This is a genomic window from Micromonospora sp. NPDC005161 (assembly GCF_053599855.1).
The window spans coordinates 62,412-85,492 of the sequence record NZ_JBSFYQ010000028.1; the positions used below are offsets into that span (position 1 = coordinate 62,412).

The following is a 23,081-nucleotide window of genomic DNA, read 5'->3' on the forward strand; positions in this document are numbered from 1 at the left end:
CCGACATGACCACTACCACGCGAATCGAACGACACCACTACGACGTCGTCGTGATCGGGGCCGGCGGCGCCGGCCTGCGGGCGGCGATCGAGGCCCGGCTCGCCGGCAAGAAGACCGCGATCATCTCCAAGTCGCTCTTCGGCAAGGCGCACACGGTGATGGCCGAGGGCGGCGCGGCCGCCGCGATGGGGAACGTGAACAGCCGTGACAGCTGGCAGGTGCACTTCCGCGACACCATGCGCGGCGGCAAGTTCCTCAACAACTTCCGGATGGCCGAGCTGCACGCGAAGGAGTCGCCGCAGCGGATCTGGGAGCTGGAGACGTACGGTGCGCTCTTCGACCGCACCAAGGACGGCAAGATCTCCCAGCGGAACTTCGGCGGTCACGAGTACCCCCGGCTGGCGCACGTCGGTGACCGGACCGGCCTGGAGCTGATCCGCACCCTCCAGCAGAAGATCGTCTCGCTCCAGCAGGAGGACCACCGGGAGTTCGGCTCGTACGACGCCCGGATCAAAGTGTTCTCCGAGACCACCATCACCGAGCTGCTGCTGGACGGTGACCGGGTCGCCGGCGCGTTCGGCTACTACCGGGAGTCCGGGGAGTTCGTCCTCTTCGAGGCGCCGGCCGTGGTGCTGGCGACCGGCGGCGTCGGGCGCTCCTACAAGGTCACCTCGAACTCCTGGGAGTACACCGGGGACGGGCACGCGCTGGCGCTGCGCGCCGGGGCGACTCTGATCAACATGGAGTTCCTCCAGTTCCACCCGACCGGCATGGTCTGGCCGCCGTCGGTGAAGGGCATCCTGGTCACCGAATCGGTACGCGGCGACGGCGGCGTACTGAAGAACTCCGACGGCAAGCGGTTCATGTTCGACTACGTCCCGGACGTCTTCCGCAAGCAGTACGCGGAGACCGAGGAGGAGGCGGACCGCTGGTACACCGACCCGGACAACAACCGGCGTCCGCCGGAGCTGCTGCCCCGCGACGAGGTGGCCCGCGCGATCAACAGCGAGGTCAAGGCCGGTCGGGGCTCCCCCGCCGGCGGCGTCTTCCTGGACATCGCCAGCCGGCGCTCGGCCGACGAGATCCGCCGGCGGCTGCCTTCGATGTACCACCAGTTCAAGGAGCTGGCCGACGTCGACATCACCGCCGAGCCGATGGAGGTCGGGCCGACCTGCCACTACGTGATGGGTGGTGTCGAGGTGGACCCGGACTCCGGTGCCGCCTTCGGCCACGTTCGGGGGCTCTTCGCCGCCGGTGAGGTCTCCGGCGGTATGCACGGCTCCAACCGGCTGGGCGGCAACTCGCTGTCCGACCTGCTGGTCTTCGGCAAGCGGGCGGGTGGGCACGCGGCCAGCTACGCCGACGGGCTGGATGCCCGGCCGAAGGTGGCCGTGGACGCGGTCGAGGCCGCGGTGGAGACCGCGCTGGCCCCGCTGCAGCGGGACACGGGCGAGAGCCCGTACACCCTCCAGCAGGATCTCCAGGCGGTCATGGGGGATCTGGTCGGGATCATCCGGCGGGAGGGCGAGCTGGCCGACGCTCTGGGCCGGCTGGCCGAGCTGCGCGAGCGCGTGGCGAAGGTGAGCGCGGCCGGTGGCCGGCGCTACAACCCCGGCTGGCACCTGGCACTGGACCTGCGCAACATGCTGGTGGTCTCGGAGTGCACCGCGAAGGCGGCGTTGGAGCGGCAGGAGTCGCGCGGCGGGCACACCCGGGAGGACTATCCGGCGATGGAGCCCAAGTGGCGGCAGGTCAACCTGGTCTGCGCGCTGGACGGCGACACCGTGCGGCTGACCCGCAAGCCGCTGCCGAAGATGCGGCCGGAGCTGCTCGGCCTCTTCGACCGGGCGGAGCTGGCCAAGTACCTCACCGACGAGGAGCTGGCTGACATCGACGCCCTCGTCCCCGACGCTGGAGAGGCGGACAACCGATGAGCGCGAAGCGTCAGTTCCGGATCTGGCGGGGCGACGAGACCGGCGGTGACCTGCAGGACTACATGGTCGAGGTGAACGAGGGCGAGGTCGTCCTCGACATCATCCACCGCCTGCAGGCCACCGACGCGCCCGACCTGGCGTGCCGGTGGAACTGCAAGGCCGGCAAGTGCGGCTCGTGCTCGATGGAGATCAACGGCAAGCCACGGCTGGGCTGCATGACCCGCATGTCGACCTTCGGGGACGAGGAGACCGTCACGGTCACCCCGCTGCGCACCTTCCCGGTGATCCGGGACCTGGTCACCGACGTCTCGTTCAACTACGAGAAGGCCCGGGAGACGCCGGCGTTCGCTCCGCCGGCGGACGTGGCTCCGGGCGACTACCGGATGCAGCAGGTCGACGTCGAGCGCTCGCAGGAGTTCCGCAAGTGCATCGAGTGCTTCCTGTGCCAGACCGTCTGCCACGTGATCCGCGACCACGACGAGAACAAGCAGGCGTTCTCCGGGCCTCGATACTTCATCCGGGCGGCCGAGCTGGACATGCACCCGTTGGACACCCGGACCGACCGCAAGGATTACGCGCAGGCCGAACAGGGCCTCGGCTTCTGCAACATCACCAAGTGCTGCACGGAGGTTTGCCCCGAGCACATCAAGATCACTGACAACGGGATCATCCCCATGAAGGAGCGGGTCGTCGACCGCAGGTACGATCCCCTTGTGTGGCTTGGTAGCAAGATCTTCCGCCGGGGCGAGACGCCCCAGACCAGCGTGACCACCGCCCGTCAGGGCTCGGCGACGTCGCCGAGTACGAGCCAGGGTGGCATGCACTCGCACGCGGGTGGTTCGCACGACCCGCAGGCTGAGGTGCAGGCGCAGAGCGGCGTCAACTGGCACCGGGAGGTGCCACACCCGACCGCGCCGGCGGTCGACGACCGGGGCAGGCTGCCGCTGACCGAGCTCACCTTCGACCGGGCCGCCGCGCCGTCGCCGTTCGGCGACGACGTGACCTTCCCGCTGCCTCCGGAGCACCTCAACTTCGCCCACCCGGAGCAGGACGACAAGCACTGAAAGACCACCAAAACGGGGGCTACCGGCACAACCGGTAGCCCCCGTCCCCATTTTCCAGCGTTGATCATGAGGTTGGCGGGCGCTTCAGAGCTCCCCGAGCCCGCCAACCTCATGATCAACGGCTCGGTGGCCGGGGATCCGCGAGCAGGGGGCGGAGGGCGGCCACGATGGGGGCGTCGGCGGGGAGCCAGGTGACCGAGTCCAGTTCGTCGGCCGAGAGCCAGCGCAGCCCCGAGTGCTCCAGGGCCTGCGGCTGATCGTCGTGCAGCAGCCGGGCGGCGTACACCTTGAGCACCGAGCGGCCGTGCGCCATCCGCACGTTGCGGCCGACCCGGTCGCCGATCTCCACGCGTACGGCCAGTTCCTCCGCACACTCGCGGACCAGCGCGTCAATCTCGGCCTCCCCCGGCTCGACCTTTCCACCGGGAAACTCCCACATCCCCGCCACCTCTGGCGGGGCGGAACGGGCACAGGCGAGCACCCGCCCGTCCCGGATGATCGCCGCTCCCACGATCACCTTCAGGTCCCGTCGTTCGGCCTGCCCGCCACCATTAGCCCGTTCGGTCCGCACGGGCGTCCAGGGTGCCAGATCAATCGGCGGTTTGGGTACCGTCGCCGTCCGCTAGGCCAACAGAACACGGAAGTGTGGGCGTGGACACCCCTTCCGAGCGACGACAGACTAGAGGGCACCGACAAGACACGGGATGGCGACGATTTGGCCACAAGCCGGCAACGGCGCTTGGGGGGTGCGGTTATGCGCGTGCTGTTCAACAGCCGGGCCAAGCACGACTACCTTTCCGACGCGTTGACCTTGCTATCGGGTTGGACGCGTGAGGGCGAGCAGATCCGACGGACTCTGGAGATCGACGATACCCAACACGCGGCGCTGACTGAACGGGTGAAGGTCGTCGCCGACGCGCTGCGTCTTCGTCCCGAGATCAGCCGCCGGTCAGACAGTACCCAGATCCGGGTCGGGCACGGTAACGGCGAACCGTTGACCGAGGGCGAGGTCCTGCTGGCGGCCCGCATCGAAGACGCCTACCGCGCGGTCACCGAGTCCTGACCGCTCGTTGCGAGGCATTTTCCGTTAAGCACCGGCGCGGGCGTCCTGCGGATACCAGCGCAGCTCCACCGAGTTGCCGTCCGGGTCCCGCACGTAGATCGAGGTTGCCGAGCCGCGGGCGCCGAACCGGTTGACCGGCCCGGTCAGCACCGTGAAGACGCCCGAGTCGATCACCTGCGCCCAGTCCAGCGGCGCCACCACCAGGCAGAAGTGATCGACGTTCGTGCCCTGCGGGTCGCCCCGGACGAGGTCGATGATGCTCTCGGGACTGATCCGCACCGACGGGAACGGGACGGTTCCGGCCCGCCACTCATCGACCCGTACCGGCGCGAGCCCGAGCCGGCCGCAATAGAAGTCCAGGGCCCGCTCCACGTCCGTGACGGTCAGCACCAGGTGGTCGAAGCCGGTTACCCGCACCGCGCTGCCGTGTCTGCTGGTTCGCTCGCTGCGCTCGCTCACGCCTCCTCCAGCGCGGCCGCCGCACGCAGCCAGTCGGTGAACAGGGCCGGGTCGATGTCCGCGACGCCGTGCAGCTTCACCACCGCCATCGCCCGCGCGGCGGGCACCAGTCGCCCGGAGGGGTCGGCGATCTCCTGCCCCCGCCACAGCCCGAAGGTGACGTAGGACCCGTACCCCTTGAGCAGGCAGACCGGGCGCTGACCGGGCCGGTCGCCCAGACTCCACACCGGGTGGCCGTGCCACATCGCGCCGGTCGCCCCGGGCAGGGCGTCCGCGATGACGGGCGTCAGCTTCTCCCCTATCTCGCGGAGCGGGCCGGCCAGGCCGGCCAGGTAGTCGTCGATGCTCATCTCGCAGCCTCTCAATCGGGCGGGTTTCCTTGCCGACTTCACGATCCGCCGACGGGGGCCGCGGACCAAGACCGGTTGCCGCTACGATCGTTGACCACAGGTCAACGGTGGGAGCGACGTGCTGGAGCGGTACGAGGTCGAGACGTTCCTGACCCTCGCCGAGGAGCTGCACTTCGGCCGGACCGCCGAGCGACTACGGGTCAGCACCGGCAGGGTCAGTCACGTCATCAAGAAGCTGGAGCGCCAGATCGGGGCACCGCTGTTCGCCCGGACCAGTCGGGTCGTCCGGCTCACCCCGATCGGGCGGCAACTCGCCGACGACCTGGCCCCGCACGTGGCCGGGATCGACGAGGCGGTCCGCCGGGCGGTCGACGCCGGCCGGGGCGTCACCGGGACGCTGCGGGTGGCGTTCCTCGGCGAGTGGACGGCGCCGGTGCTGCTCCGTGCGGTGGCCCTGTTCTCCGAACGGCACCCCGACTGCCGGGTGGAGGTGCACGAGGCGCAGTTGTCCACCACCCGGTCCGGCCTGCTCGACGGCTCGACCGACGTGCTGATCGCCTCGTACCCGTTCGACGGGATGGTCAACGGCCCGGCGCTGCTGTCCGAGGACCGGATGCTGGCGGTGGCCGCGGATCACCCGCTCACCCGGCAACGGTCCGTGTCGCTGGAGGTGCTCGCCGACCATCCCGTGGTGCAGTACCCGTCGGTGACGTCGGCGGAGTTCAAGCGGGACCGGACCCCGGAGAGCACCCCGTCCGGCCGGCCGGTGCCGAAGGGCCCCGCCGGGAACACCTTCTCCGAGATGCTGACGCTGGTGGCGATGGGCCGGGGCGTGCTGCCGGTGGGCGAGCACACCCGCCGCTACTACCCACGCCCCGACGTGGCGTACGTGCCGATCCACGACGCGCCACCCATCGAGCGAGGCCCGGTGTGGCTGGCCAGCAACACCACCACCCGGGTACGGGAGTTCGTCCGCGCGGCGACCGACGCGAACAACGCGGACCGATGAGACACGGCGAGTTCGGTCATCCCCGACTGGTCCAGGTCTACGACGCCGAGTGCGCGTGGGGGCCGGACGACGACTTCTTCCGGGCGGTGGTCGACGAGACCCCGGCCGCCCGGGTCCTCGACCTGGGCTGCGGCACCGGCCGCTGACGCCCGGCGGCTGATCAGGCTGCCGGACGGCGACGGCGCGGTCAGCTTCACCCACCACTACCGCTTCGCCGACGGCGCGGAACTGCTCAGCGCGGCGACGCTGCGCTTCCGCTCCGAAGCGGAGCTCCGCGACTCCCTGGCCGCCGCGGGTTTCACCGTGGACCGGATCCACGGCGGCTGGCACCGCGAGCCCGTCGGCCAGGGCGACGGCGAGTTCCTGGTGATCGCCCACAGCAGCCGGCTGGCGCCGGTTGCCTAGCCTGGTCCGCATGGCGAACATCGCGTACGACCGCAAGGAGCAGGTCCAGCAGATCGAGAGTGGACTCCTCGACGGTGAGCAGATCATCGCCGTCTACGACGCCGTCGGCACCGGCACCGGGTTCATCGGGCTGACCGACCGGCGCGTGATCATCCAGGACCGCTCGTTCGTCGGGAAGCGGCATGCGATCACCAGCATCCCGTACTCGAAGATCACCAGCGTGAGCGTGGTCAGCAACAAGTCCTGGGGCGGCACGTTCTTCTCCACCGGGGCGATCGCCATCCACGTCGGCACGCACACCTACGAGGTGGAGTTCCGTGGCGCGCAGAAGAGCCACCACGTGCACAACGTGATCCTGCACCACATCTCCTGACCAACCCGGTCTGCCGTGGCCCCGGCTGAGGTAAATGCCTTGCCGGGCCCGGCAGGCTCTGCTGTCCTGACTCGACAGCCGCGCGAAGGGAGCAGCCGCCATGCCCGACACAGCGAAGTCCCCCCGACCGAACGTCATCCGACCTGAGGAATCGAGACTTCGTGAGCACACCTGTTCCCCTGACCACGGCGCTGCTGGGCGCCACTGACACCAACCCCGGAGGCCGCTAATGTCGGTCTTCGACGATCCCGGCCTCTTCGGCCGGCTGTGGGCCGCCGGCTACGACGAGGGCACCAACCCCGACCCGGCGCCCGCCGTGGATTTCCTGGCCGATCTGGCCAACGGCGGTCCGGTCCTCGAACTGGCGATCGGCACCGGCCGGGTCGCGCTGCCACTCGCCGGGCGTGGCCTCGACGTGCAGGGCATTGAGGCGTCCGAGGAGATGCTGGCGCAACTGCGGGCCAAGCCCGGCGGCGACCAGATCCCCGTGGTGGTCGGTGACATGGCCGACGTAGGAGTGCCGGGCCAGTTCCAGCTGGCGTACCTGGTCTTCAACACGCTGTTGAACCTGGTGGACGCCGAGCGGCAGGCGGACTGCTTCCGCAACGTCGCCCGGGTGCTGTCGCCCGGCGGCGCGTTCGTCGTCGAGGCGTTCGTGCCCGACCCGCGCAGCTTCGACCGGGACGAGCAGGTGCAGGTCCGCGCCGTGACCGAGGACTCCGCGACGATCCGGCTGCACCGGTACGACCGGCCGGCGCAGCGGTTCATCCGGCAGACCATCACCTTCGACGGTGACGGCGTACACCTGAAGCCGTTCGCGATGCGATACGCCTGGCCGCACCAGATCGACGCGATGGCGCAGCAGGCCGGGCTCCGGCTCACCGAGCGGTACGCCGACTGGCACCGGCGACCGTTCGAGGCGGACAGCACGGCCCACATCTCCGTCTACCGAGCGGAGTAGCGGCGGTTGGTCGACTCCGGGGCCGGAAGCCGGTGGTGTCGATGTGTCACGGTGTCACTGACACCCGACCTCCACGCGACCGGAGTCGACCTCCGTCAGCGGAAGCGAGGTTCCCGCCATGAGCAGACGGACCCGCCTGGTCGTCCGGGCACTGTCGGTGATCCTGTTGGTCGTGGGCCTGGTCGTGGAGGGGTCCAACGACGGCCCGGTTTACTGGATCGGCTGGGGGCTGGTAGCCCTCGCCTGGGTGGGCGTCATCGTCGCCGGCATCCGCCCGAACCGCCGCGCCGCACGCGAGAACGCCCGCCTGCGGGCGGCGCTACTCGGCGGCGAGATCCCACCGAGAGCAGACGCATCTGCTGACCGTCCTCGCGTTGAGGACGACCACCCGGACCGGTGATCGCGCACGTAGGGCCTTCGCCGCACTGGCCATGTCGTACCCGGCGGGCACGATGCGGAGCATGTCTGAGTCATCTGCGCACCAACACCACGCCATCGACTACGTGGAGTTCACGGTCACCGACCTCGACCAGGCCAAACGCTTCTACGCCGAAGCGTTCGACTGGCAGTTCAACGACTACGGCCCGGGGTACGCCGGCATCCGGAGCCCGCAGGGCGACTCCGCGCCCGAGGTCGGCGGCCTGCGCGTGGACCAGGCAGTCCGGGCGGGCGGCCCGCTGGTGCTGCTCTACTCGGCCGACCTCGACCGGTCGGTGCAGGCGGTGAAGGACGCTGGCGGGCAGGTGGTCAATGGGCCGTACGAGTTCCCCGGTGGCCGGCGATTCCACTTCACCGACCCCAGCGGCAACGAGCTGGGTGCCTGGGCCGAGCGGTAGCACCGGGTCACCCGCGCGGCGGCAGCCCACGAGCCTGACCGGTCGCCGCCTTACGATCCGCGCATGCACCGTGAGGAGATAGACGGAGTTACGGTCCTCCAACGAATTCTGCCGGGCATGCTGGCCGCATCGCTGACGTTTGGCTGTGGCACCCGCGACGAAGAGATCGACTCCGTCGGCCTGAATCATCTGGTGCAGCACCTGGTGGAATGGGCCGATCCTCACGTCGCGGAGAAATACTCGAACGACACCTGGGTGAACGAGACGTCGTTCCTCGCGGCCGGCACTCCCGAGCAGATCGCGGAACACTTCACCGCCATCTGCTCGGCTATCAGCGATCTTCCGCGGGAGGACCTGTCCGATGCTGTCGCGGACGTCGAGGCAGACAGCCGGGACATCTTCAACATCGACGAGGGCGTGCTCGACCCCTGGGGATCACTGCTCGCGCGGCGTTTCGGGTCGCGCGGACATGGCCTGGCGCGCTGGCCCGCGGTGGATTACCGGCACTTCACGGCTGACGAGATCAGACAACATGTGGAGAGGTTCTTCACCAGCGGCAACGCCGTCCTCGCCGTGACCGCCGAAGCGCCTGGGGCGATGCGACTTCGATTGCCCGCTGGTCCCGAATCACCCACGGCACACACCTCGTGAACCACCAATCGGGTCCGGTCTGGTACGCCGATGAGGTTCGCGGGGTCGCGCTGGTCGTCGGTGCCGCACCCAGCGTGGAAGCGCTTCTGCTGATGCGGGCGCTGCAGTTGCGAGTCGGCCAAGCAATACAGCGGGCCGGGCTCGGCAACGGCGCTGAACTCATGTTCGAGGTCGTCGACAGTACGCGGCACGAACTCGGTCTGAGGGTCACCCCGCAGGACGACAGGAAAGCCAAGAATTTCGAAGCTGCTACCGCGGCGAAACTGCTCTGGGCCGAGCTGCGAAGACTTGTGCACGAAGGGCTCGACCAGGTGGACATGGCCAACCTGGAGGCGATTAGGAACCTGGCCCTACCCGTGGTCCTCGTGCCCACGTATGAGGCGCTGGCCTGGATGCGGCCGATCCAAGAGCTCGAACCCGCGACCCACCTGGAGTTGTTCGGCACAACCGAGCATTACTACTCCGATTCACTCACCGAGCTGACTGGCCTCACTCCGACAGCGGCGCGGGACGTCATGTCGGGCTGGCTCTCATCCGCCATGATCGTCGTGCCGTACGGATCGCGACCGGATCTTCTTGGCACCACCGATGTCTCCTGCCCCAGCACCCGCTTCGTGCCGGCAGGTGAGGTGGTCAGGCCGACGCTCATGAAGCGGTTCGGCAACAAGGGCTCGCTGATCATCGGCACGGACGCGATTTCCACGGTGGATGGTGACGGCAACGTGCACACCGTTCCGCTGTCTCAGGCGCTCGTCGCCGAGCGGGACGGCTCGCTCTGGCTCGCCCACATCGGCCATGGCTGCGTCACCGCCATCTCCGACTTCGCTCATGCAGCCGACAAGCTCCGGTCCGTCCTGCCTCCGCGACGGTTCCGCCGAGCGACAGGGCGGGAGTCAGGATCGATGCGGCCGAGATAGCCGGTCCAGCCAATTCAGACGTTGAAGCGGAACTCCACCACGTCGCCGTCCTGCATGACGTACTCCTTGCCCTCGATGCGGACCTTGCCCGCCGCCTTGGCCGCCGCCATCGAACCGGCCGCGACCAGATCGCCGTAGGAGACCACCTCGGCCTTGATGAAGCCGCGCTGGAAGTCGGAGTGGATGACGCCCGCGGCCTCCGGCGCGGTGGCGCCGACCGAAACGGTCCAGGCCCGCGCCTCCTTAGGGCCGGCGGTCAGGTACGTCTGGAGCCCGAGGGTGCGGAAACCGACCCGGACGAGCTGGTTGAGGCCGGGCTCGTTCTGCCCGATCGACTCCAGCAGCTCGCGGGCCTCGTCCTCGGGCAGGTCCACCAGCTCGGATTCGATCTTGGCGTCCATGAAGACGGCCTCGGCGGGAGCGACCAGCGCGCGCAGTTCGTCGAGGAACGCGGCGTTGGCCAGTTCGGCCTCGTCGACGTTGAAGACGTACAGGAAGGGCTTGGTGGTGAGCAGGTGCAGCTCGCGCAGGTGCTCCAGCTCGATCTTGGCGGCGGCGGCCCCGGAGTACAGGGTGGTGCCGCCGTCGAGCACCTCGATGGCCGCCTTCGCGGCGGCGACCGCTGTCAGGCGGTCCTTGCGGAGCTTGGCCTCCTTCTCCAACCGGGGCAGCGCCTTGTCGAGGGTCTGCAGGTCGGCGAGGATCAGCTCGGTGTTGATCGTCTCGATGTCGTCGGCCGGGGAGACCTTGCCGTCGACGTGCACCACGTTCGGGTCGGAGAAGGCCCGCACCACCTGGCAGATCGCCGAGGCGTCCCGAATGTTGGCCAGGAAGGCGTTGCCCCGGCCCTGCCCCTTCGACGCGCCGCGGACCAGGCCGGCGATGTCGACGAACGACACCGGCGCCGGCAGCACCTTCTGCGAGGAGAAGATCTCGGCCAGCTTGCCCAGCCGCTCGTCGGGCAGCCCGACCACGCCGACGTTGGGCTCGATGGTGGCGAACGGGTAGTTCGCCGCCAGCACGTCGTTCTTGGTCAACGCGTTGAAAAGCGTGCTCTTGCCGACGTTGGGCAGGCCGACGATGCCGATGGTGAGACTCACGACGGGCCAGCTTACGCCGGTGCTGGACGGGCCGGCCCACGCGGCTCGGTTTTCGACTCCAGCCGGCCCGTGCCGGCGGGGGTGAAGGGCGGCCGTCAGCCGAGCAGGCGTGGGGCGATGACCGCCTCCCGGACGCTGCCGTCCGCGCCGCGGCTGACCTCGTACGCCGAAACGCCCTCGCGGTCGGCGACCGCCTCGGCCAGTCGGGTGCCCCGGTAGACCAGCCCGACCCCGTCGTCCGTGCAGTGGCTGGTCGGCAACGTCTCGTCGCCGACCAGCTCGTGCATCAACGGTCGCCGCTGACCCTCGCTGTCGTAGTGCACCCCGTTGCCGTACGGCAGCCAGCCCAGGCCGTCGGTGAAGCCGCGCAGCCGGGGGCCGAAGCTGTCGGTGGCGCCACCCACATTCCAGCAGATCGAGCCGGCGGAGACGCCGCCCAGCACCACGCCGGCCTGCCAGCACTCGTGCAGGATCTCGTCGAGCCCGTGCACGCGCCACAGCGCGACAAGGTTGGCCACGCTGCCGCCGCCGACCCAGATCACGTCCTGGGCGAGCAGGTGGGCGCGGACGTCCTCGACGTTCGGCATCGGGAACAGGGCGAGGTGCGACAGCCGGAAACGGGTGTCGGCGAAGGCGCCGTAGATGGCCGTCAGCGAGGTGGGCTGGTCCCCGACGGCCTGCCCGAGGTAGCAGATGCGCGGCTGCGGGCCGGCCTCGGCCAGCTCGGCCGCCAGCTCGAACACCGGACCGGGGCGCAGGTCGGTGGGGCCCCGGTCGCCCCGGAAGAAACCCATGCTGGTGGCGAGGATGGTCGGTTCGCTGGCGGGCATGCGGGTCCTTCCGTCGGTGCGGGACGGCCTTCATCCTGCCGCAGCCGACCGCGGGCCAATCACCCCGGCCACGGCGGCGCGAACCGATGCCAGCTCAGCCAGCGCGTCGCTGACGCGGCACCAGGGCCATCGCCCCGGCGGTCCTCCCGATCGGCTCGCTGCCGGCCACACGGCCCGGCGCGGGCTCAGCCGACGGGTCGGACTCGGCCTGCCGGTTCGGCTCCGACCCGGCGGGATGCCCCTCAACCGGTTTGGCGGTGCGCTGGCCCTCGGCCGGCTCGCTCTCCGGCCAGTGACCCGGGGGCAGCTCCCCGAACGGCCGTTCCTCCGGGGGCAGTTGCGCGGCGGCGGCCCGAGGCAGGGTGAACCGTTCGGCGGCGGCCGGGCCGGCCGAGACCGACTCGCGCAGCATCCAGCGCACCTCGTCGGCCGTCCAGCCCAGCCCCGGCCGGACCGCGATCTCCTGGACCAGCCGCCGGCCAACCCGGGTGTCGTCGTCGTAGAAGCGCATGCACCAGTGGTGCGTCCACATTCCGAGCGCACGCAGGCCCGCGTCGTCGAGTGAGCGGGCCAGCCTGCCGCAGGCGGTGTCGGCGAAGGCCCGCTCGACGTCGGCCGCCCGGTCCCGCTCGATCGCGCCGACGGCGGCCGGCGCCACGGCCCGCATCCGGCGGTAGAAGGACTGCACCACCGCGCGGGGCAGCGGCGGGAACGCGTCCCGTGTCGATGCCGCCGCCCGACCCGCCACGCTCGCCATCACCGCACCCCTTCTTGAGTTGGTGGCCGGACGTTACCCGCCACGACCGACACTTCCGGGCGGAAAAGCCGCACCGAACGTGGATAGCGAGGATGACCTGGGGCGTCTGTATGGGTGACAACGAAACGGGGTGGTGGGTGGACGAGGACGAGCGCGCCCGGTTGGCCGAGTTCGTCGCCAGCCGGACACCGGCGTTGCTGCGGGTCGCGTACCTGCTGACCGGGGATCGCAACGCCGCCGAGGATCTGTTCCAGTCGGCGCTGGCACGGACCATCCCGAAGTGGGGAACCATCCGGCACGCCGACCCCGAGGGGTACCTGCGCGTGGTGATGTACCGCGAGCAGATCAGCTGGTGGCGGCGACTGCGGCGGTGGCGGGAGACGCCGCTCAACCCGGCGGACGAACCGGTGGGCGCCGACCCGAGCGGCGGGTCGGACGTGCGGCTGGCGATGCGTGCCGCACTGCGCCACCTGCCACCGGCGCAGCGGGCGGTGGTGGTCCTGCGCTACTACGAGGACCTGCCCGAAGCGCGGGTGGCCGAGCTGCTCGGCTGCTCGGTGGGCACGGTGCGCAGCCGCACCCACCGGGCCGTCAGCCGACTGCGGGAGCTGCTGCCGGAGGTCGCAATGCTGGAGGTACGGCGATGACCGATCCCTTCGAGCGCCTCATCCGCTCCACCCTCACCGACCTGGCCGAGGAGGCACCGATCGTGCATGACCAGTTGAGCCGAGCGGAACGGCGGGTGCGCAACCGGCGCCGTGCCACCGTGACCATGGGGGCGGTGGGCACCCTCGTGGCCGTCCTGATCGCCGCCCCGTTCGCCCTCGCCGGGACCGGGTCGGACCAACCCCGGCCGGCCGCGCCCAGCCCGAGCCCTTCGGTCGTGCCCAGCCTGCCCGCGCCCACCCCGTCCGCGCCGGACGCCGTACCCAGCCCGCCCGGCGTACCCGGCGAGCCGACGCCGGCGCGTCCGACCGTCGAGCCGAGTCCGCCCGGCCCGCCCGGGGTACCCGGGTTGCCGACGCCGACGCCGGCGCGTCCGACCGTCGAGCCGAGTCCGCCCGGTCCGCCCGGGGTACCGGGCCGGCCGAGCTGATCAGATCCGGTCAGGTCGGGCATTGCCGCCCGATCTGACCGGCCGGCCGCCATCGCCCACCAGCTCCGTGAGCCGCCGTGCGAGCGGTCAGACCGAGATCCCGGTCACCCTCGCGCGGTTGTTTCCCGAACCGGCGCGCTCCCGCATCCCGGCGAACAGGCTCAATGGCCAACGCGAGTTTGTCGGGGCAGGTGCGACCGCCCACTCTTGGGCCATGACCGATTCAGGACACCGGCCCGCCTCCGGTCTGCGCCGCGCCCTGGCCCGGGTGCCCGACTTGCTCACCGGGCAGATCGTCACACCAGGCGACCGCAGGTACGCGCAGCTGCGCTCGACGTACACCACGACGGCTTCGCCGGCGGGCGTCCTGCTGCCGAAGAACGCCACGCAGGTGGTCGCCGCGATCCGGTACGCGCGGGAGCAGCGGTTGCCGATCGCCGTCCGCAGCGGCGGACACGGCCTCTCCGGCGCCTCCTCCAACAACGGTGGCCTGGTCATCGACCTGTCCATGCTCAACCGGGTGCGGGTTCTCGACGAACGGTCCGGGTTGGTCCGGGTCGAGGCCGGCGCCCGGTGGGCGAACGTCGCGGCGGCGCTGGCCCCGTACAGTCTGGTGATCAGCTCGGGTGACCACGGCAACGTCGGCGTCGGCGGCCTGGCCACCGGCGGTGGCGTCGGCTGGCTGGTCCGCTCCTACGGCCTCACCATCGACCGCGTCCGTGCCGTGGAGGTGGTGCTCGCGGACGGGACGCTGGTGCGCGCGGACGCGGAGCACGAGCCGGAGCTGTTCTGGCTGGTGCGGGGCGCCGGTGCGGGGGCGGGGATCGTGGTGGCGTTCGAGATCGAGGCCACCGAGCAACGCAACGTCGGGGTGGCGCAGCTCGTCATCGAGGCCCACCCGGACGGCCGCACCGTCCGGGAGTGGGCGGGCTATCTGGCGCAGGCCCCCCGGGAGCTGTCCGCGGCCGCCGTGCTGTTCGCGGAGGGGCGGTCGGCCCTCATGTCCGTCACCGCCGTGGTGGCCGCCGAGAGCCTGCGCCGGGCCCGGCCCCTGGTGGAGCCGCTGCTGGCCATCGGGAAGGTGCTCGAACACCGGACCGACCTGCTGCCCTACCCGACCCTGGTGCCGACCGCGCACCTGCACCCGAACGTCGGGCAACAGCGGGGCACGACCACCAACGGTCTGTTCACCGAGCTGGGCGAGGCCGGTGCGCGGGCGGTGATGCGGGCGGTCACCGGGCGGGCGGTGATCCAGCTCCGCTCGGTGGGCGGAGCGATCAACGACGTCGCCCCGGAAGCGACCGCCTACCCGCATCGGCACCAGAGCACCCTGGTAATCGCCTCGGTGTTCCCTCCGCAGGGTGGCGCGGCGTTGGACGCCGCCTGGCGGGGTGCCGCCGGCCGGGCCGACGGCGCCTACCTCAACTTCGAGAGCCGGCCGGACCCGGCGGCGTTCGCCCGGATCTACCCGGGTGCGACCGGTGCCCGGGTACGCCGGCTGTGGCGGCGGTACGACCCGGACGGCGTGTTCCGGCCGGCCCTGCTGAGCGCCAGGCCCGCCCCAGTCGAGCGGGTGGCCCGGCCCGACCCGGCCGAAGGGGCCGGACGGTCCGGCCGGTCCGGCCGGTCCGGCCAGCCGCATCGGCGCCGCCGCTGAACGCTGGGCGGACCATCGGTTGGTGCCGGTGTTCGGGGCCCGCATGGCCAAGTCCGATTCCCGCCAGCCGATCGCCCGGGGATCGGGGCATCATCGGTGACGTGGAGATGGACTTCGAGCGGTGCTACCGGGCAGTGGACAGCCGTGACCAGCGGTTCGACGGCTGGTTCTACACCGGCGTGACGTCGACCGGGATCTACTGCCGGCCGTCCTGCCCCGCGACCACCCCCAAGCGGCGGAACGTCAGGTTCTTCCCGTCCGCGGCTGCGGCGCAGGGCGCCGGGCTGCGCGCCTGCCGCCGCTGCCGCCCGGACGCCGCACCCGGCTCGCCCCAGTGGGACGTCCGCGCCGACGTGGTCGGCCGGGCGATGCGACTGATCGCCGACGGGGTGGTCGACCGGGATGGCGTCCCCGGGCTGGCCGCCCGGCTCGGCTACACCGAGCGGCACCTGCACCGGATGCTGCGCGCCGAGATGGGCGCCGGGCCGCTCGCGCTGGCCCGGGCCCAGCGGGCGCAGACCGCCCGGATCCTGATCGAGACGACCGGCCTCGGGATGGCCGAGATCGCGTTCGCCGCGGGCTTCGGCAGTGTGCGGCAGTTCAACGACACGGTCCGCGAGGTGTACGCGACCGCCCCGTCCGAGCTGCGGGCGGCCCGTGGCCGGCACCAGGCGCCGGCCGGCGCGGGGACGATCACGCTCCGACTGGCGTACCGTCCGCCGCTGCACGCCCGGGCGCTGCTGGACTTCCTCTCGGTGCGGGCGCTGCCCGGGGTGGAGGAGGTCCGCGACGGGACGTACCACCGGGGGTTGCGGTTGCCGCACGGTGCCGGCCAGGTGGCGCTGACCCCGGCGGACGGGCACGTGGCGGCGACGCTGCGCCTGGCCGACCTGCGCGACCTGGCACCGGCGGTGGCCCGTTGCCGCCGGCTGCTCGACCTGGACGCGGACCCGGTCGCCATCGACGCCACGCTCGCCGCCGACCCGGCTCTGGCCCCGGCGGTCGCCGCCGAACCCGGCATCCGGGTCCCCCGTGCGGTGGACGGCTTCGAGCTGGCGGTCCGCGCCATCATCGGCCAGCAGGTCTCGGTCACCTCCGCCCGCACCACCCTCACCCGCCTGCTGGCCGCCCGCGACCGCACCGACCATGAGGTCGGCGGGCCGGACGGAGATCGAACCCCCGGCCCGCCTCATGACCAACGCGGTGAGCCTCCGGGGAGTCTCCGCGGCTTTCCCACCGCGGAGGAGCTGCTGGGGGTGCCGGATGCGGGGTTCGGGATGCCGGCCGGGCGGCGGGAGACGGTACGCACCCTGGCGCGGGCCGTGACCGACGGGGAGCTGGACCTCGCGTCGGGCGGCGACCGGGAGGAGACCGCCCGGCGGCTGCTCGCGCTGCCCGGCATCGGCCCGTGGACCGCCGGCTACCTGGCCATGCGCGCCTTCGGCGACCCGGACGTCCTGCTCCCCACCGACCTGGCGGTCCGGCGCGGCGCGACCGCGCTCGGCCTGCCCGACACCTCGAAGACCCTCGACGCGTACGCCGAACGTTGGCGCCCCTGGCGGTCCTACGCCACGATCAGACTCTGGAGAGCGGCATGAGCATCGACAGCACCGTACTGAGCACACCGACCGGCCCGCTGAGCATCATCGCCGGTCCGGACGGTGAGGTCCGGGCAGCCGGCTTCACCCCCGATCCGGCGGCACTGCTGCCCCTGGTCCACCCCACCCTGCGGGCGCCACTACGAGCGCGGGCCGACCTCGGCCCGGTCAGCGTGGCCGTCCGGTCCTACCTGGACGGTGACCTCACCGCCATCGACGCGGTGCCGGTGCGGCAGAGCACCGGTGGCGAGTTCATGGCCCACGCCTGGCAGGTGCTGCGCGAGGTCCCGCCGGGCACCCCGGTCACCTACACCGGGTACGCCGCGCTGGCCGGCCGGCCGCCGGCGGTGCGGGCCGCCGCGGCCGCCTGCGCCCGTAACGCCGTGGCGCTGTTCGTGCCCTGCCACCGGGTGCTGCGTACCGACGGCACGCTCGGCGGCTACCGCTGGGGGCTGGACGTGAAGAAGTGGCTTCTCGGTCATGAACGGCGGTTGACAACAACCTGACACAAGCATCGACACCCATTGACGCTACCGTCGGGTAGTGCCTGTGGAGAGCGACGGCGACCCGGCCGCCCGGGTCGCCGCGGGCCCCCACCCCGTGCACAACCTCTGGCGGCTGCGCCGCTACCTGCGCCCGTACACCACCGAGTTCGCCTGGCTGTTGGTCGCCGGGCTCGCCGGCACCGCGGCCGGAATCGCCGTACCGCTGGTGGTGCAGCGGGTGGTGGACGGGCCGGTGGCCCGGCACGATCCCGCCGGCCTGCTCCAGCTCGGTGGCCTGGCGCTGCTGCTCGGCGTCGTCGAGGCGGTGCTCATCTTCATCCGCCGCTGGGTGCAGTCCTCCTCGGCGGTGGGCATGGAGGCGGCGCTGCGCGCCGACGTCTACGCACATCTGCAACGGTTGCCGGCCAGCTTCCACGATCGCTGGCAGTCCGGCCAGTTGCTCTCCCGGATCACCAGCGACCTCTCGGTGATCCGGCGATTCCTCTCCTTCGGCGTGTTCTTCCTGGTGCTCAACCTGACCACCTACCTGGTGGTGGTGCTGCTGCTGATCCACCTGCACCCGGCGCTCGGGCTGCTGGTCGCGGCCAGCGCGGTGCCACTGCTGCTGATCAGCCGCCGGTTCGGCCGGCAATACCACGCCGCGTCCCGCCGGATGCAGGACCAGCAGGGCGACGTGGCGACCCTGGTCGAGGAGACCGCGCAGGGCCTGCGCACCATGAAGGCGTACGGCCGGGGGGTCGAGCTGGCCGCCCGCTTCGCCGGCGGCGCCCGGACGCTGCACGACACCGGCGTGGCCAAGGGCCGGTTGCTGGCCAACACCGCGGCGCTGCTCGACCTGGTGCCCAACCTGACCCTCGGCGTGGTGCTGGTGGCCGGGGCGGCCGCCGCCGCGCGGGGCGCGCTCACCATCGGCGAGCTGGTCGCGTTCGTCAGCCTCCAACTGATGCTCATCTGGCCGGTGCAGTCACTGGGTTGGATCATCGCCAACGGCCAGGAGGCCGCCACCGCCGCCGACCGGATCCAGGAGGTGCTGGACACCCCGCCGCAGATCATGGACGCCCCCGGCGCGCTCGCCCTGCCCCGCGACGCGGTCCACGGCCGACTCCGCTTCGAACGGGTCGCGTTCCGCTACCCGGGCACGACCACGCCGGTGCTGCGCGAGATCGACCTCAGCATCGAGCCGGGCGAGACGCTGGCGCTGGTCGGCGCCACCGGCAGCGGCAAGAGCACGCTGCTCTCCCTGGTGCCCCGGCTGCACGAGGTGACCGGCGGTCGGATCACGCTGGACGGTCACGACCTACGTGAGCTGCGGCTCGACTCGCTGCGCCGACTGGTCGGCGTGGCGTTCGAGGAGCCGACGCTCTTCTCCATGTCGGTGCGGGAGAACCTCACCCTGGGACGCCCGGACGCCGGCGACGACGAGGTCCGGGCCGCTCTGGCGCTGGCCCAGGCCGACTTCGCGTACGACCTGCCGTGGGGGTTGGCCACCCGGGTGGGTGAGCAGGGGTTGTCCCTCTCCGGGGGCCAGCGCCAGCGGCTGGCGCTGGCACGGGCGGTGCTCGGTCGCCCGGCGCTGCTGGTGCTGGACGACCCGCTGTCCGCCCTCGACGTGCACACCGAGGGGCTGGTCGAGGCGGCGCTGCGGCGGGTGCTGCGGAACAGCACCGCGCTGCTGGTGGTGCACCGGCCGTCGACGATCGCACTGGCCGACCGGGTAGCCCTGCTCGACGGCGGGCGGATCACCGCGATCGGCCGGCACTCCGAGTTGCTGGCCACCGTACCGGCGTACCGTGCCCTGCTGGCTGCCGAGCCGCCGGCCGGGCAGCCGCCGCCAGCCGGAGCCGCCGCGCCCGCGGCGCCCACCGCGGACGGGCGGGGGCTGGTGCGTTCGTGAGCGTGCCGGAGCAGGCCGATCCACCCGGGGAAAAGCCGGAGTTGGCCCGCTGGCGCGGGACGGCCACCGACCCGGAGGCCGACCGCAGCCGGGCCGAGGAGAGCACCCCCGAGGCGGTGGCCCGGCTGCGCCGGCACAGCCGGGCACTGCTGGCCGACCTGCTCCGCCCGCACCGGGGGCGACTCGCCGCCGCGGTCGGCCTGCTGCTGGCCCAGAACGCCGCCGCGATGGCCGGCCCGTACCTGGTCATGATCGGCATCGACCGGGCCATCGCACCGCTGCGGGCCGGCGACCCCGGCCCGCTGGCCGCCGTCGCCGGGGCGTTCGCCGCCGCCGCGGTGACCGAGTACGCGGCCCGGCGCGGCTTCCTCACGCTGTCCGCCCGGATCGGCCAGGCCGTCCTGCTGGACCTGCGGCAGCGGGTGTTCGGGCACTTCCTGCGGCTGTCGGTGGGCTTCCACGAGCGGTACACCTCCGGCCGGATGGTCTCCCGACTCACCAGTGACCTCGACTCGATCGCCGAGCTGGTCGACGGCGGGATCGACAGCCTGGTGCTCGCCGGGCTGTCCATCCTGTCGGTGGCCGCCATCCTGCTCTGGCTGGACCTGCCGCTGGCCGCGGTGACGCTGCTCGCCTTCCCTTTCCTGTTCTGGCTCTCGCGCTGGTTCGCGCGGGCGTCGGCCAGCGCCTACCGGCGGACCCGGGAGGCGGTCGCGCTGGTCATCGTGCATTTCGTCGAGTCGATGCGGGGCATCCGGGCGGTGCAGGCGTTCCGCCGGGAGCCGCGTAACCAGCGGATCTTCGAGGCGCTCGGTGACGACTACCGGTCGAGCAGCCTGCACGCGTTCCGGCTGATCGCCACGTACTCCCCGGCGATCAAGCTGATCGGTAACGTCGCCGTGGCGGTGGTGCTCTGCTACGGCGGCTGGCGGGTGCTCGGCGGACGGACCGAGGTCGGGGTGCTCGCCGCGTTCCTGCTCTACCTGCGTCGCTTCTTCGAGCCGATGCAGGAGCTCAGCCAGTTCTACAACTCGCTCCAGTCGGCCACCGCCGCGCTGGAGAAGCTGGCCGGGGTGCTGGACGAGCGGCCGGCGGTCGCCGAGCCGGCCCGGCCGGTGCCGCTGCCGAACGGCGCCGGCCGCGGCGAGCTGACCTTTCGGGCGGTCTCCTTCGGCTACCGCGCGGACACCCCGATCCTCGCCGGGCTGGAGCTGACCGTGCCGGCCGGGCAGACCGTCGCGCTGATCGGGACGACCGGCGCGGGCAAGTCGACCATCGCCAAGCTGGTGGCCCGGTTCCACGACCCGGACGCCGGCACGGTCCGGCTGGACGGGACCGACCTGCGCGAGGTGAGCGACGCCGACCTCCGGCGGGCGGTGGTGCTGGTGACCCAGGAGAACCACCTGTTCAGCGGCACCGTGGCGGAGAACATCCGGTTCGGCCGACCGGACGCCGACGACGCCGCGGTGCAGGCCGCCGCCCAGGCGATCGGCGCGCACGAGTTCATCGCCGCGCTGCCCGAGGGGTACGGCACCCAGGTGCACCGGCGCGGCGGCCGGCTCTCCGCCGGGCAGCGGCAGCTGGTCGCGTTCGCCCGGGCGTTCCTGGCCGATCCGACCGTCCTGATCCTGGACGAGGCGACGTCCTCGCTGGACGTGCCGACCGAGCGGCTGGTGCAGCGGGCGCTCGGCACCATCCTGCGGGACCGGACCGCCCTGGTGATCGCGCATCGACTCTCCACCGTGGAGACCGCCGACCGGGTGCTCGTCCTCGACGGCGGACGGATCGTCGAGGACGGCCCGCCCGGCCAGCTCGCCGACGCCGGTGGCCGGTACGCCGCCCTGCACCGGCAGTGGCGGGAGTCGCTCCTGTAGCTACAATCACGGCTCGTCTATCTCGGTTTCGCCCGGCGCGGTCGGCAACGACGACTGCTCTGTTCCGGCCGGGCACCGACGAACGCACGGGGAGGGCACGGGGGTGCGCACACGGGGACGCATGATCGTGGCTGGACTGGCTGTCGCCGGCCTGGTCGGGGCCACTGTCGCGGTGACCAGTGGGGACGCGGCCGAGCGCCGCGCGGTGACCGCGGTCGCGGCCGAGGAGGGGCTGGGCAGCGCGACAGCCAGCGGACCGACCGCGCCACCCGGCGCGACCGCGTCCGGTGCAGCCGCGCCCGCACCGGACACGAAGACCGCGACGGAGTCGAAGGCCGTTTCCGGGCCGGTACGCTCCCGACCGGCCAAGGTGGTGGCTGAGGCGGCGCCTGCCTCGGTCGCGTACCTGCGGGACCGCTACCGGATCTCCGCGACCGAGGCGGCACGCCGGCTCGCCCTCCAGGAGCTTTCCGCGCCCCTGGACGCGCGGCTGACCGAGCAGGTCCCGCACTCGTACGGCGGCATGTGGCTCGACCAGGCGGCCGGTGGCGTGCTCACCATCGGAGCGACCGACGTCGCGGCGGTCCAGGCGGGCGTGGCCGACGTACCGGACCCGGCGCACGTCCGGGTGGTCGCCGTGCGGCACACGCTGAATCAGCTCGTCGAGGCCGCGGCCGGTGTCGCCGCCGCGCTCGACGCGTCCCCCTCGGACGTGGTGGTGGATCATCAGGCCAACGAGGTCGTGGTGCTCACCGGCGACCGGATCACGGCGGACGAACCGCGGCTGGCCGAGGCGCGCCGCGCCGCCGGGGTGCCGACCCGGACCCAGGCCCGGACCCCCGCGACCAACGTGCAGAAGGCGTGCGACCCGCGCTACTGCCCGCAAGCGCCGATGCGCGGCGGCATCCGCCTGGACGTGCCGCGCGACGACGGCACCGTCGGCGGCTGCACCACCGGCTTCAACCTCATCGTCGGAGTGCGCGACGCGTACGTGCTGACGGCGGGGCACTGCGTCGTCGGCGGACGGCACCAGCAGGTGGACCGGACCTGGCACCAGTTCCTCGGCCCGAAGGTGCCGGTGAACGTGGAGGCGCCGAACCCGAGCCTGGCCGAGAACGCCTACCCGTACGACTACGCGATCATGCCGTACCAGCCCGGGGCTCTCCCCCGGTGGGCGTACCCGCGCGGCGCCACGAGCACGCCCAGCCTGGTCAACTACTGGTGTGTCGCGGACAACCCGCGGTGCGCCACCAGCGGCAGCCGGGACGTGCGGATCACCGGCTACGTGCCGTGGAGCGCCATCCAGACCGGTTGGGTGGTCTGCGCGACCGGCTCGGCGTACACCCCGAAGTCCGGTGAGCAGTACGTCGACTCCGGCGCCGGCGCCGGTTACGTGCCCGGCACCCGGTGCGGCGAGATCACCGGCAAGAGCAGCGGTGGCATCGACGTCCGGATCTGTGCCCGGCCGGGCGACAGCGGCGGCCCGCTGTTCACCGAGGCCGACGGCAAGGCGCTGGGCATCCTCTCGAACGGCGACCCGGGAGAGGGCGCCTGCACCAACGAGAACGAGCGGAACTCCTACGCCCCGATCTCCACGATCCTGGAGCGGGCGAACGCCCGCAGCGACGGGAGGCTGCGGATCCGACTGGCCACCTCCGGCCCGGTCGCCGGCCCGGTCGCCCGGTGACGGGGCCGACCCCCTCCCTCCGGTCATTGGAGGCGCAGGCACGAAATCCATCGTGGCACG

At 71.9% G+C, this 23,081-nt stretch carries 24 protein-coding genes and 1 pseudogene; 19 read left to right on the forward strand and 6 right to left on the reverse strand.

The window, feature by feature from the left end; translation table 11 throughout:
* The first annotated feature begins 5 nt into the window (after positions 1-5).
* Both ACWD5O_RS24525 and ACWD5O_RS24530 read left to right on the forward strand, forming a co-directional pair.
* Entirely contained in the window at positions 6-1,934 is a 1,929-nt protein-coding gene (locus ACWD5O_RS24525; protein WP_354963685.1) for a fumarate reductase/succinate dehydrogenase flavoprotein subunit, read from the forward strand.
* A complete protein-coding gene (locus ACWD5O_RS24530) occupies positions 1,931-2,998 on the forward strand; it encodes a succinate dehydrogenase/fumarate reductase iron-sulfur subunit (protein ID WP_450086669.1) in 1,068 nt (355 codons plus the stop codon). The genes ACWD5O_RS24525 and ACWD5O_RS24530 overlap by 4 nt, the downstream gene beginning before the upstream one ends.
* A gap of 115 nt (positions 2,999-3,113) precedes the next feature.
* Here ACWD5O_RS24530 and ACWD5O_RS24535 read toward each other — a convergent pair whose 3' ends face one another.
* On the reverse strand, positions 3,114-3,569 hold the full coding sequence (locus ACWD5O_RS24535) for a (deoxy)nucleoside triphosphate pyrophosphohydrolase (RefSeq protein WP_450086670.1): 456 nt from the start codon (positions 3,567-3,569) through the stop codon (positions 3,114-3,116).
* A gap of 183 nt (positions 3,570-3,752) precedes the next feature.
* Here ACWD5O_RS24535 and ACWD5O_RS24540 point away from each other — a divergent pair, with 183 nt between their 5' ends.
* The gene (locus tag ACWD5O_RS24540; RefSeq protein WP_089019073.1) at positions 3,753-4,061 is read left to right on the forward strand and encodes a 4a-hydroxytetrahydrobiopterin dehydratase; all 309 of its coding nucleotides are present in this window, start codon (positions 3,753-3,755) and stop codon (positions 4,059-4,061) included.
* 24 nt (positions 4,062-4,085) lie between these two features.
* Here ACWD5O_RS24540 and ACWD5O_RS24545 read toward each other — a convergent pair whose 3' ends face one another.
* Both ACWD5O_RS24545 and ACWD5O_RS24550 read right to left on the reverse strand, forming a co-directional pair.
* Positions 4,086-4,520 (reverse strand): VOC family protein, encoded by a 435-nt coding sequence (locus tag ACWD5O_RS24545; protein WP_450086671.1) that lies wholly within the window; start codon positions 4,518-4,520, stop codon positions 4,086-4,088.
* Positions 4,517-4,870, reverse strand: coding sequence for a DUF1801 domain-containing protein (locus ACWD5O_RS24550; RefSeq protein WP_354963681.1), 354 nt, complete (start codon positions 4,868-4,870; stop codon positions 4,517-4,519). The genes ACWD5O_RS24545 and ACWD5O_RS24550 overlap by 4 nt, the downstream gene beginning before the upstream one ends.
* Before the next feature lie 118 nt (positions 4,871-4,988).
* On the opposite strand from ACWD5O_RS24550, the gene ACWD5O_RS24555 reads away from it, so the two are divergent.
* The 8 genes from ACWD5O_RS24555 to ACWD5O_RS24590 all read left to right on the forward strand — a co-directional run bounded on the left by ACWD5O_RS24555 (position 4,989) and on the right by ACWD5O_RS24590 (position 10,022).
* The gene (locus ACWD5O_RS24555; protein WP_354963680.1) at positions 4,989-5,879 is read left to right on the forward strand and encodes a LysR family transcriptional regulator; all 891 of its coding nucleotides are present in this window, start codon (positions 4,989-4,991) and stop codon (positions 5,877-5,879) included.
* Complete coding sequence (locus ACWD5O_RS24560) at positions 5,876-6,025, forward strand: hypothetical protein (RefSeq protein WP_450086672.1); 150 nt, start codon at positions 5,876-5,878, stop codon at positions 6,023-6,025. Before ACWD5O_RS24555 ends, ACWD5O_RS24560 begins: the two co-directional genes overlap by 4 nt.
* Positions 6,026-6,294: 269 nt before the next feature.
* Entirely contained in the window at positions 6,295-6,657 is a 363-nt protein-coding gene (locus ACWD5O_RS24565; protein ID WP_007464929.1) for a PH domain-containing protein, read from the forward strand.
* A gap of 229 nt (positions 6,658-6,886) precedes the next feature.
* Complete coding sequence (locus tag ACWD5O_RS24570) at positions 6,887-7,618, forward strand: class I SAM-dependent methyltransferase (RefSeq protein WP_450086673.1); 732 nt, start codon at positions 6,887-6,889, stop codon at positions 7,616-7,618.
* 118 nt (positions 7,619-7,736) lie between these two features.
* The gene (locus ACWD5O_RS24575; protein ID WP_450086674.1) at positions 7,737-8,018 is read left to right on the forward strand and encodes a hypothetical protein; all 282 of its coding nucleotides are present in this window, start codon (positions 7,737-7,739) and stop codon (positions 8,016-8,018) included.
* Between the two features lie 61 nt (positions 8,019-8,079).
* On the forward strand, positions 8,080-8,454 hold the full coding sequence (locus ACWD5O_RS24580; protein WP_450086675.1) for a VOC family protein: 375 nt from the start codon (positions 8,080-8,082) through the stop codon (positions 8,452-8,454).
* 63 nt (positions 8,455-8,517) lie between these two features.
* Positions 8,518-9,105, forward strand: coding sequence for a hypothetical protein (locus tag ACWD5O_RS24585; RefSeq protein WP_450086676.1), 588 nt, complete (start codon positions 8,518-8,520; stop codon positions 9,103-9,105).
* A complete protein-coding gene (locus ACWD5O_RS24590) occupies positions 9,102-10,022 on the forward strand; it encodes a hypothetical protein (RefSeq protein ID WP_450086677.1) in 921 nt (306 codons plus the stop codon). The genes ACWD5O_RS24585 and ACWD5O_RS24590 overlap by 4 nt, the downstream gene beginning before the upstream one ends.
* Positions 10,023-10,036: 14 nt before the next feature.
* On the opposite strand, the gene ychF is transcribed toward ACWD5O_RS24590, so the two are convergent.
* The 3 genes and pseudogenes from ychF to ACWD5O_RS24605 form a co-directional block, all read right to left on the reverse strand.
* Positions 10,037-11,122 (reverse strand): redox-regulated ATPase YchF, encoded by a 1,086-nt coding sequence (gene ychF / locus ACWD5O_RS24595; RefSeq protein ID WP_450086678.1) that lies wholly within the window; start codon positions 11,120-11,122, stop codon positions 10,037-10,039.
* Between the two features lie 95 nt (positions 11,123-11,217).
* On the reverse strand, positions 11,218-11,952 hold the full coding sequence (locus ACWD5O_RS24600) for a Type 1 glutamine amidotransferase-like domain-containing protein (RefSeq protein WP_354964658.1): 735 nt from the start codon (positions 11,950-11,952) through the stop codon (positions 11,218-11,220).
* Between the two features lie 328 nt (positions 11,953-12,280).
* Positions 12,281-12,709 (reverse strand): annotated as a pseudogene (locus tag ACWD5O_RS24605) (hypothetical protein); the annotation flags it as partial.
* Positions 12,710-12,846: 137 nt separating this feature from the next.
* On the opposite strand from ACWD5O_RS24605, the gene ACWD5O_RS24610 reads away from it, so the two are divergent.
* From ACWD5O_RS24610 to ACWD5O_RS24645, 8 genes are all read left to right on the forward strand, one after another.
* A complete protein-coding gene (locus tag ACWD5O_RS24610) occupies positions 12,847-13,356 on the forward strand; it encodes a SigE family RNA polymerase sigma factor (protein ID WP_354964876.1) in 510 nt (169 codons plus the stop codon).
* Positions 13,353-13,805, forward strand: coding sequence for a hypothetical protein (locus tag ACWD5O_RS24615; RefSeq protein WP_354964659.1), 453 nt, complete (start codon positions 13,353-13,355; stop codon positions 13,803-13,805). Before ACWD5O_RS24610 ends, ACWD5O_RS24615 begins: the two co-directional genes overlap by 4 nt.
* A 214-nt stretch (positions 13,806-14,019) precedes the next feature.
* Entirely contained in the window at positions 14,020-15,462 is a 1,443-nt protein-coding gene (locus ACWD5O_RS24620) for an FAD-binding oxidoreductase (protein WP_450086679.1), read from the forward strand.
* A gap of 101 nt (positions 15,463-15,563) precedes the next feature.
* Positions 15,564-17,060 carry a DNA-3-methyladenine glycosylase 2 family protein gene (locus ACWD5O_RS24625; protein ID WP_387327727.1) on the forward strand — a complete coding sequence of 499 codons (1,497 nt, stop codon included), beginning with the start codon at positions 15,564-15,566 and terminating at the stop codon, positions 17,058-17,060.
* Complete coding sequence (locus tag ACWD5O_RS24630; protein WP_354964662.1) at positions 17,057-17,566, forward strand: methylated-DNA--[protein]-cysteine S-methyltransferase; 510 nt, start codon at positions 17,057-17,059, stop codon at positions 17,564-17,566. Before ACWD5O_RS24625 ends, ACWD5O_RS24630 begins: the two co-directional genes overlap by 4 nt.
* A gap of 37 nt (positions 17,567-17,603) precedes the next feature.
* The gene (locus ACWD5O_RS24635) at positions 17,604-19,460 is read left to right on the forward strand and encodes an ABC transporter ATP-binding protein (protein WP_450086680.1); all 1,857 of its coding nucleotides are present in this window, start codon (positions 17,604-17,606) and stop codon (positions 19,458-19,460) included.
* On the forward strand, positions 19,457-21,334 hold the full coding sequence (locus ACWD5O_RS24640; protein WP_354964664.1) for an ABC transporter ATP-binding protein: 1,878 nt from the start codon (positions 19,457-19,459) through the stop codon (positions 21,332-21,334). The genes ACWD5O_RS24635 and ACWD5O_RS24640 overlap by 4 nt, the downstream gene beginning before the upstream one ends.
* A 121-nt stretch (positions 21,335-21,455) precedes the next feature.
* A complete protein-coding gene (locus ACWD5O_RS24645; protein ID WP_450086681.1) occupies positions 21,456-23,021 on the forward strand; it encodes a trypsin-like serine protease in 1,566 nt (521 codons plus the stop codon).
* The last annotated feature ends 60 nt before the right edge of the window (positions 23,022-23,081 follow it).

Coding starts and splice junctions, on each gene's coding strand:
- ACWD5O_RS24525 (WP_354963685.1), top strand. CDS start 6: ATGACCACTACCACGCGAATCGAACGACACCACTACGACGTCGTCGTG.
- ACWD5O_RS24530 (WP_450086669.1), top strand. CDS start 1,931: ATGAGCGCGAAGCGTCAGTTCCGGATCTGGCGGGGCGACGAGACCGGC.
- ACWD5O_RS24540 (WP_089019073.1), top strand. CDS start 3,753: ATGCGCGTGCTGTTCAACAGCCGGGCCAAGCACGACTACCTTTCCGAC.
- ACWD5O_RS24550 (WP_354963681.1), bottom strand. CDS start 4,870: ATGAGCATCGACGACTACCTGGCCGGCCTGGCCGGCCCGCTCCGCGAG.
- ACWD5O_RS24560 (WP_450086672.1), top strand. CDS start 5,876: ATGAGACACGGCGAGTTCGGTCATCCCCGACTGGTCCAGGTCTACGAC.
- ACWD5O_RS24565 (WP_007464929.1), top strand. CDS start 6,295: ATGGCGAACATCGCGTACGACCGCAAGGAGCAGGTCCAGCAGATCGAG.
- ACWD5O_RS24570 (WP_450086673.1), top strand. CDS start 6,887: ATGTCGGTCTTCGACGATCCCGGCCTCTTCGGCCGGCTGTGGGCCGCC.
- ACWD5O_RS24575 (WP_450086674.1), top strand. CDS start 7,737: ATGAGCAGACGGACCCGCCTGGTCGTCCGGGCACTGTCGGTGATCCTG.
- ACWD5O_RS24580 (WP_450086675.1), top strand. CDS start 8,080: ATGTCTGAGTCATCTGCGCACCAACACCACGCCATCGACTACGTGGAG.
- ACWD5O_RS24585 (WP_450086676.1), top strand. CDS start 8,518: ATGCACCGTGAGGAGATAGACGGAGTTACGGTCCTCCAACGAATTCTG.
- ACWD5O_RS24600 (WP_354964658.1), bottom strand. CDS start 11,952: ATGCCCGCCAGCGAACCGACCATCCTCGCCACCAGCATGGGTTTCTTC.
- ACWD5O_RS24615 (WP_354964659.1), top strand. CDS start 13,353: ATGACCGATCCCTTCGAGCGCCTCATCCGCTCCACCCTCACCGACCTG.
- ACWD5O_RS24620 (WP_450086679.1), top strand. CDS start 14,020: ATGACCGATTCAGGACACCGGCCCGCCTCCGGTCTGCGCCGCGCCCTG.
- ACWD5O_RS24630 (WP_354964662.1), top strand. CDS start 17,057: ATGAGCATCGACAGCACCGTACTGAGCACACCGACCGGCCCGCTGAGC.
- ACWD5O_RS24645 (WP_450086681.1), top strand. CDS start 21,456: ATGATCGTGGCTGGACTGGCTGTCGCCGGCCTGGTCGGGGCCACTGTC.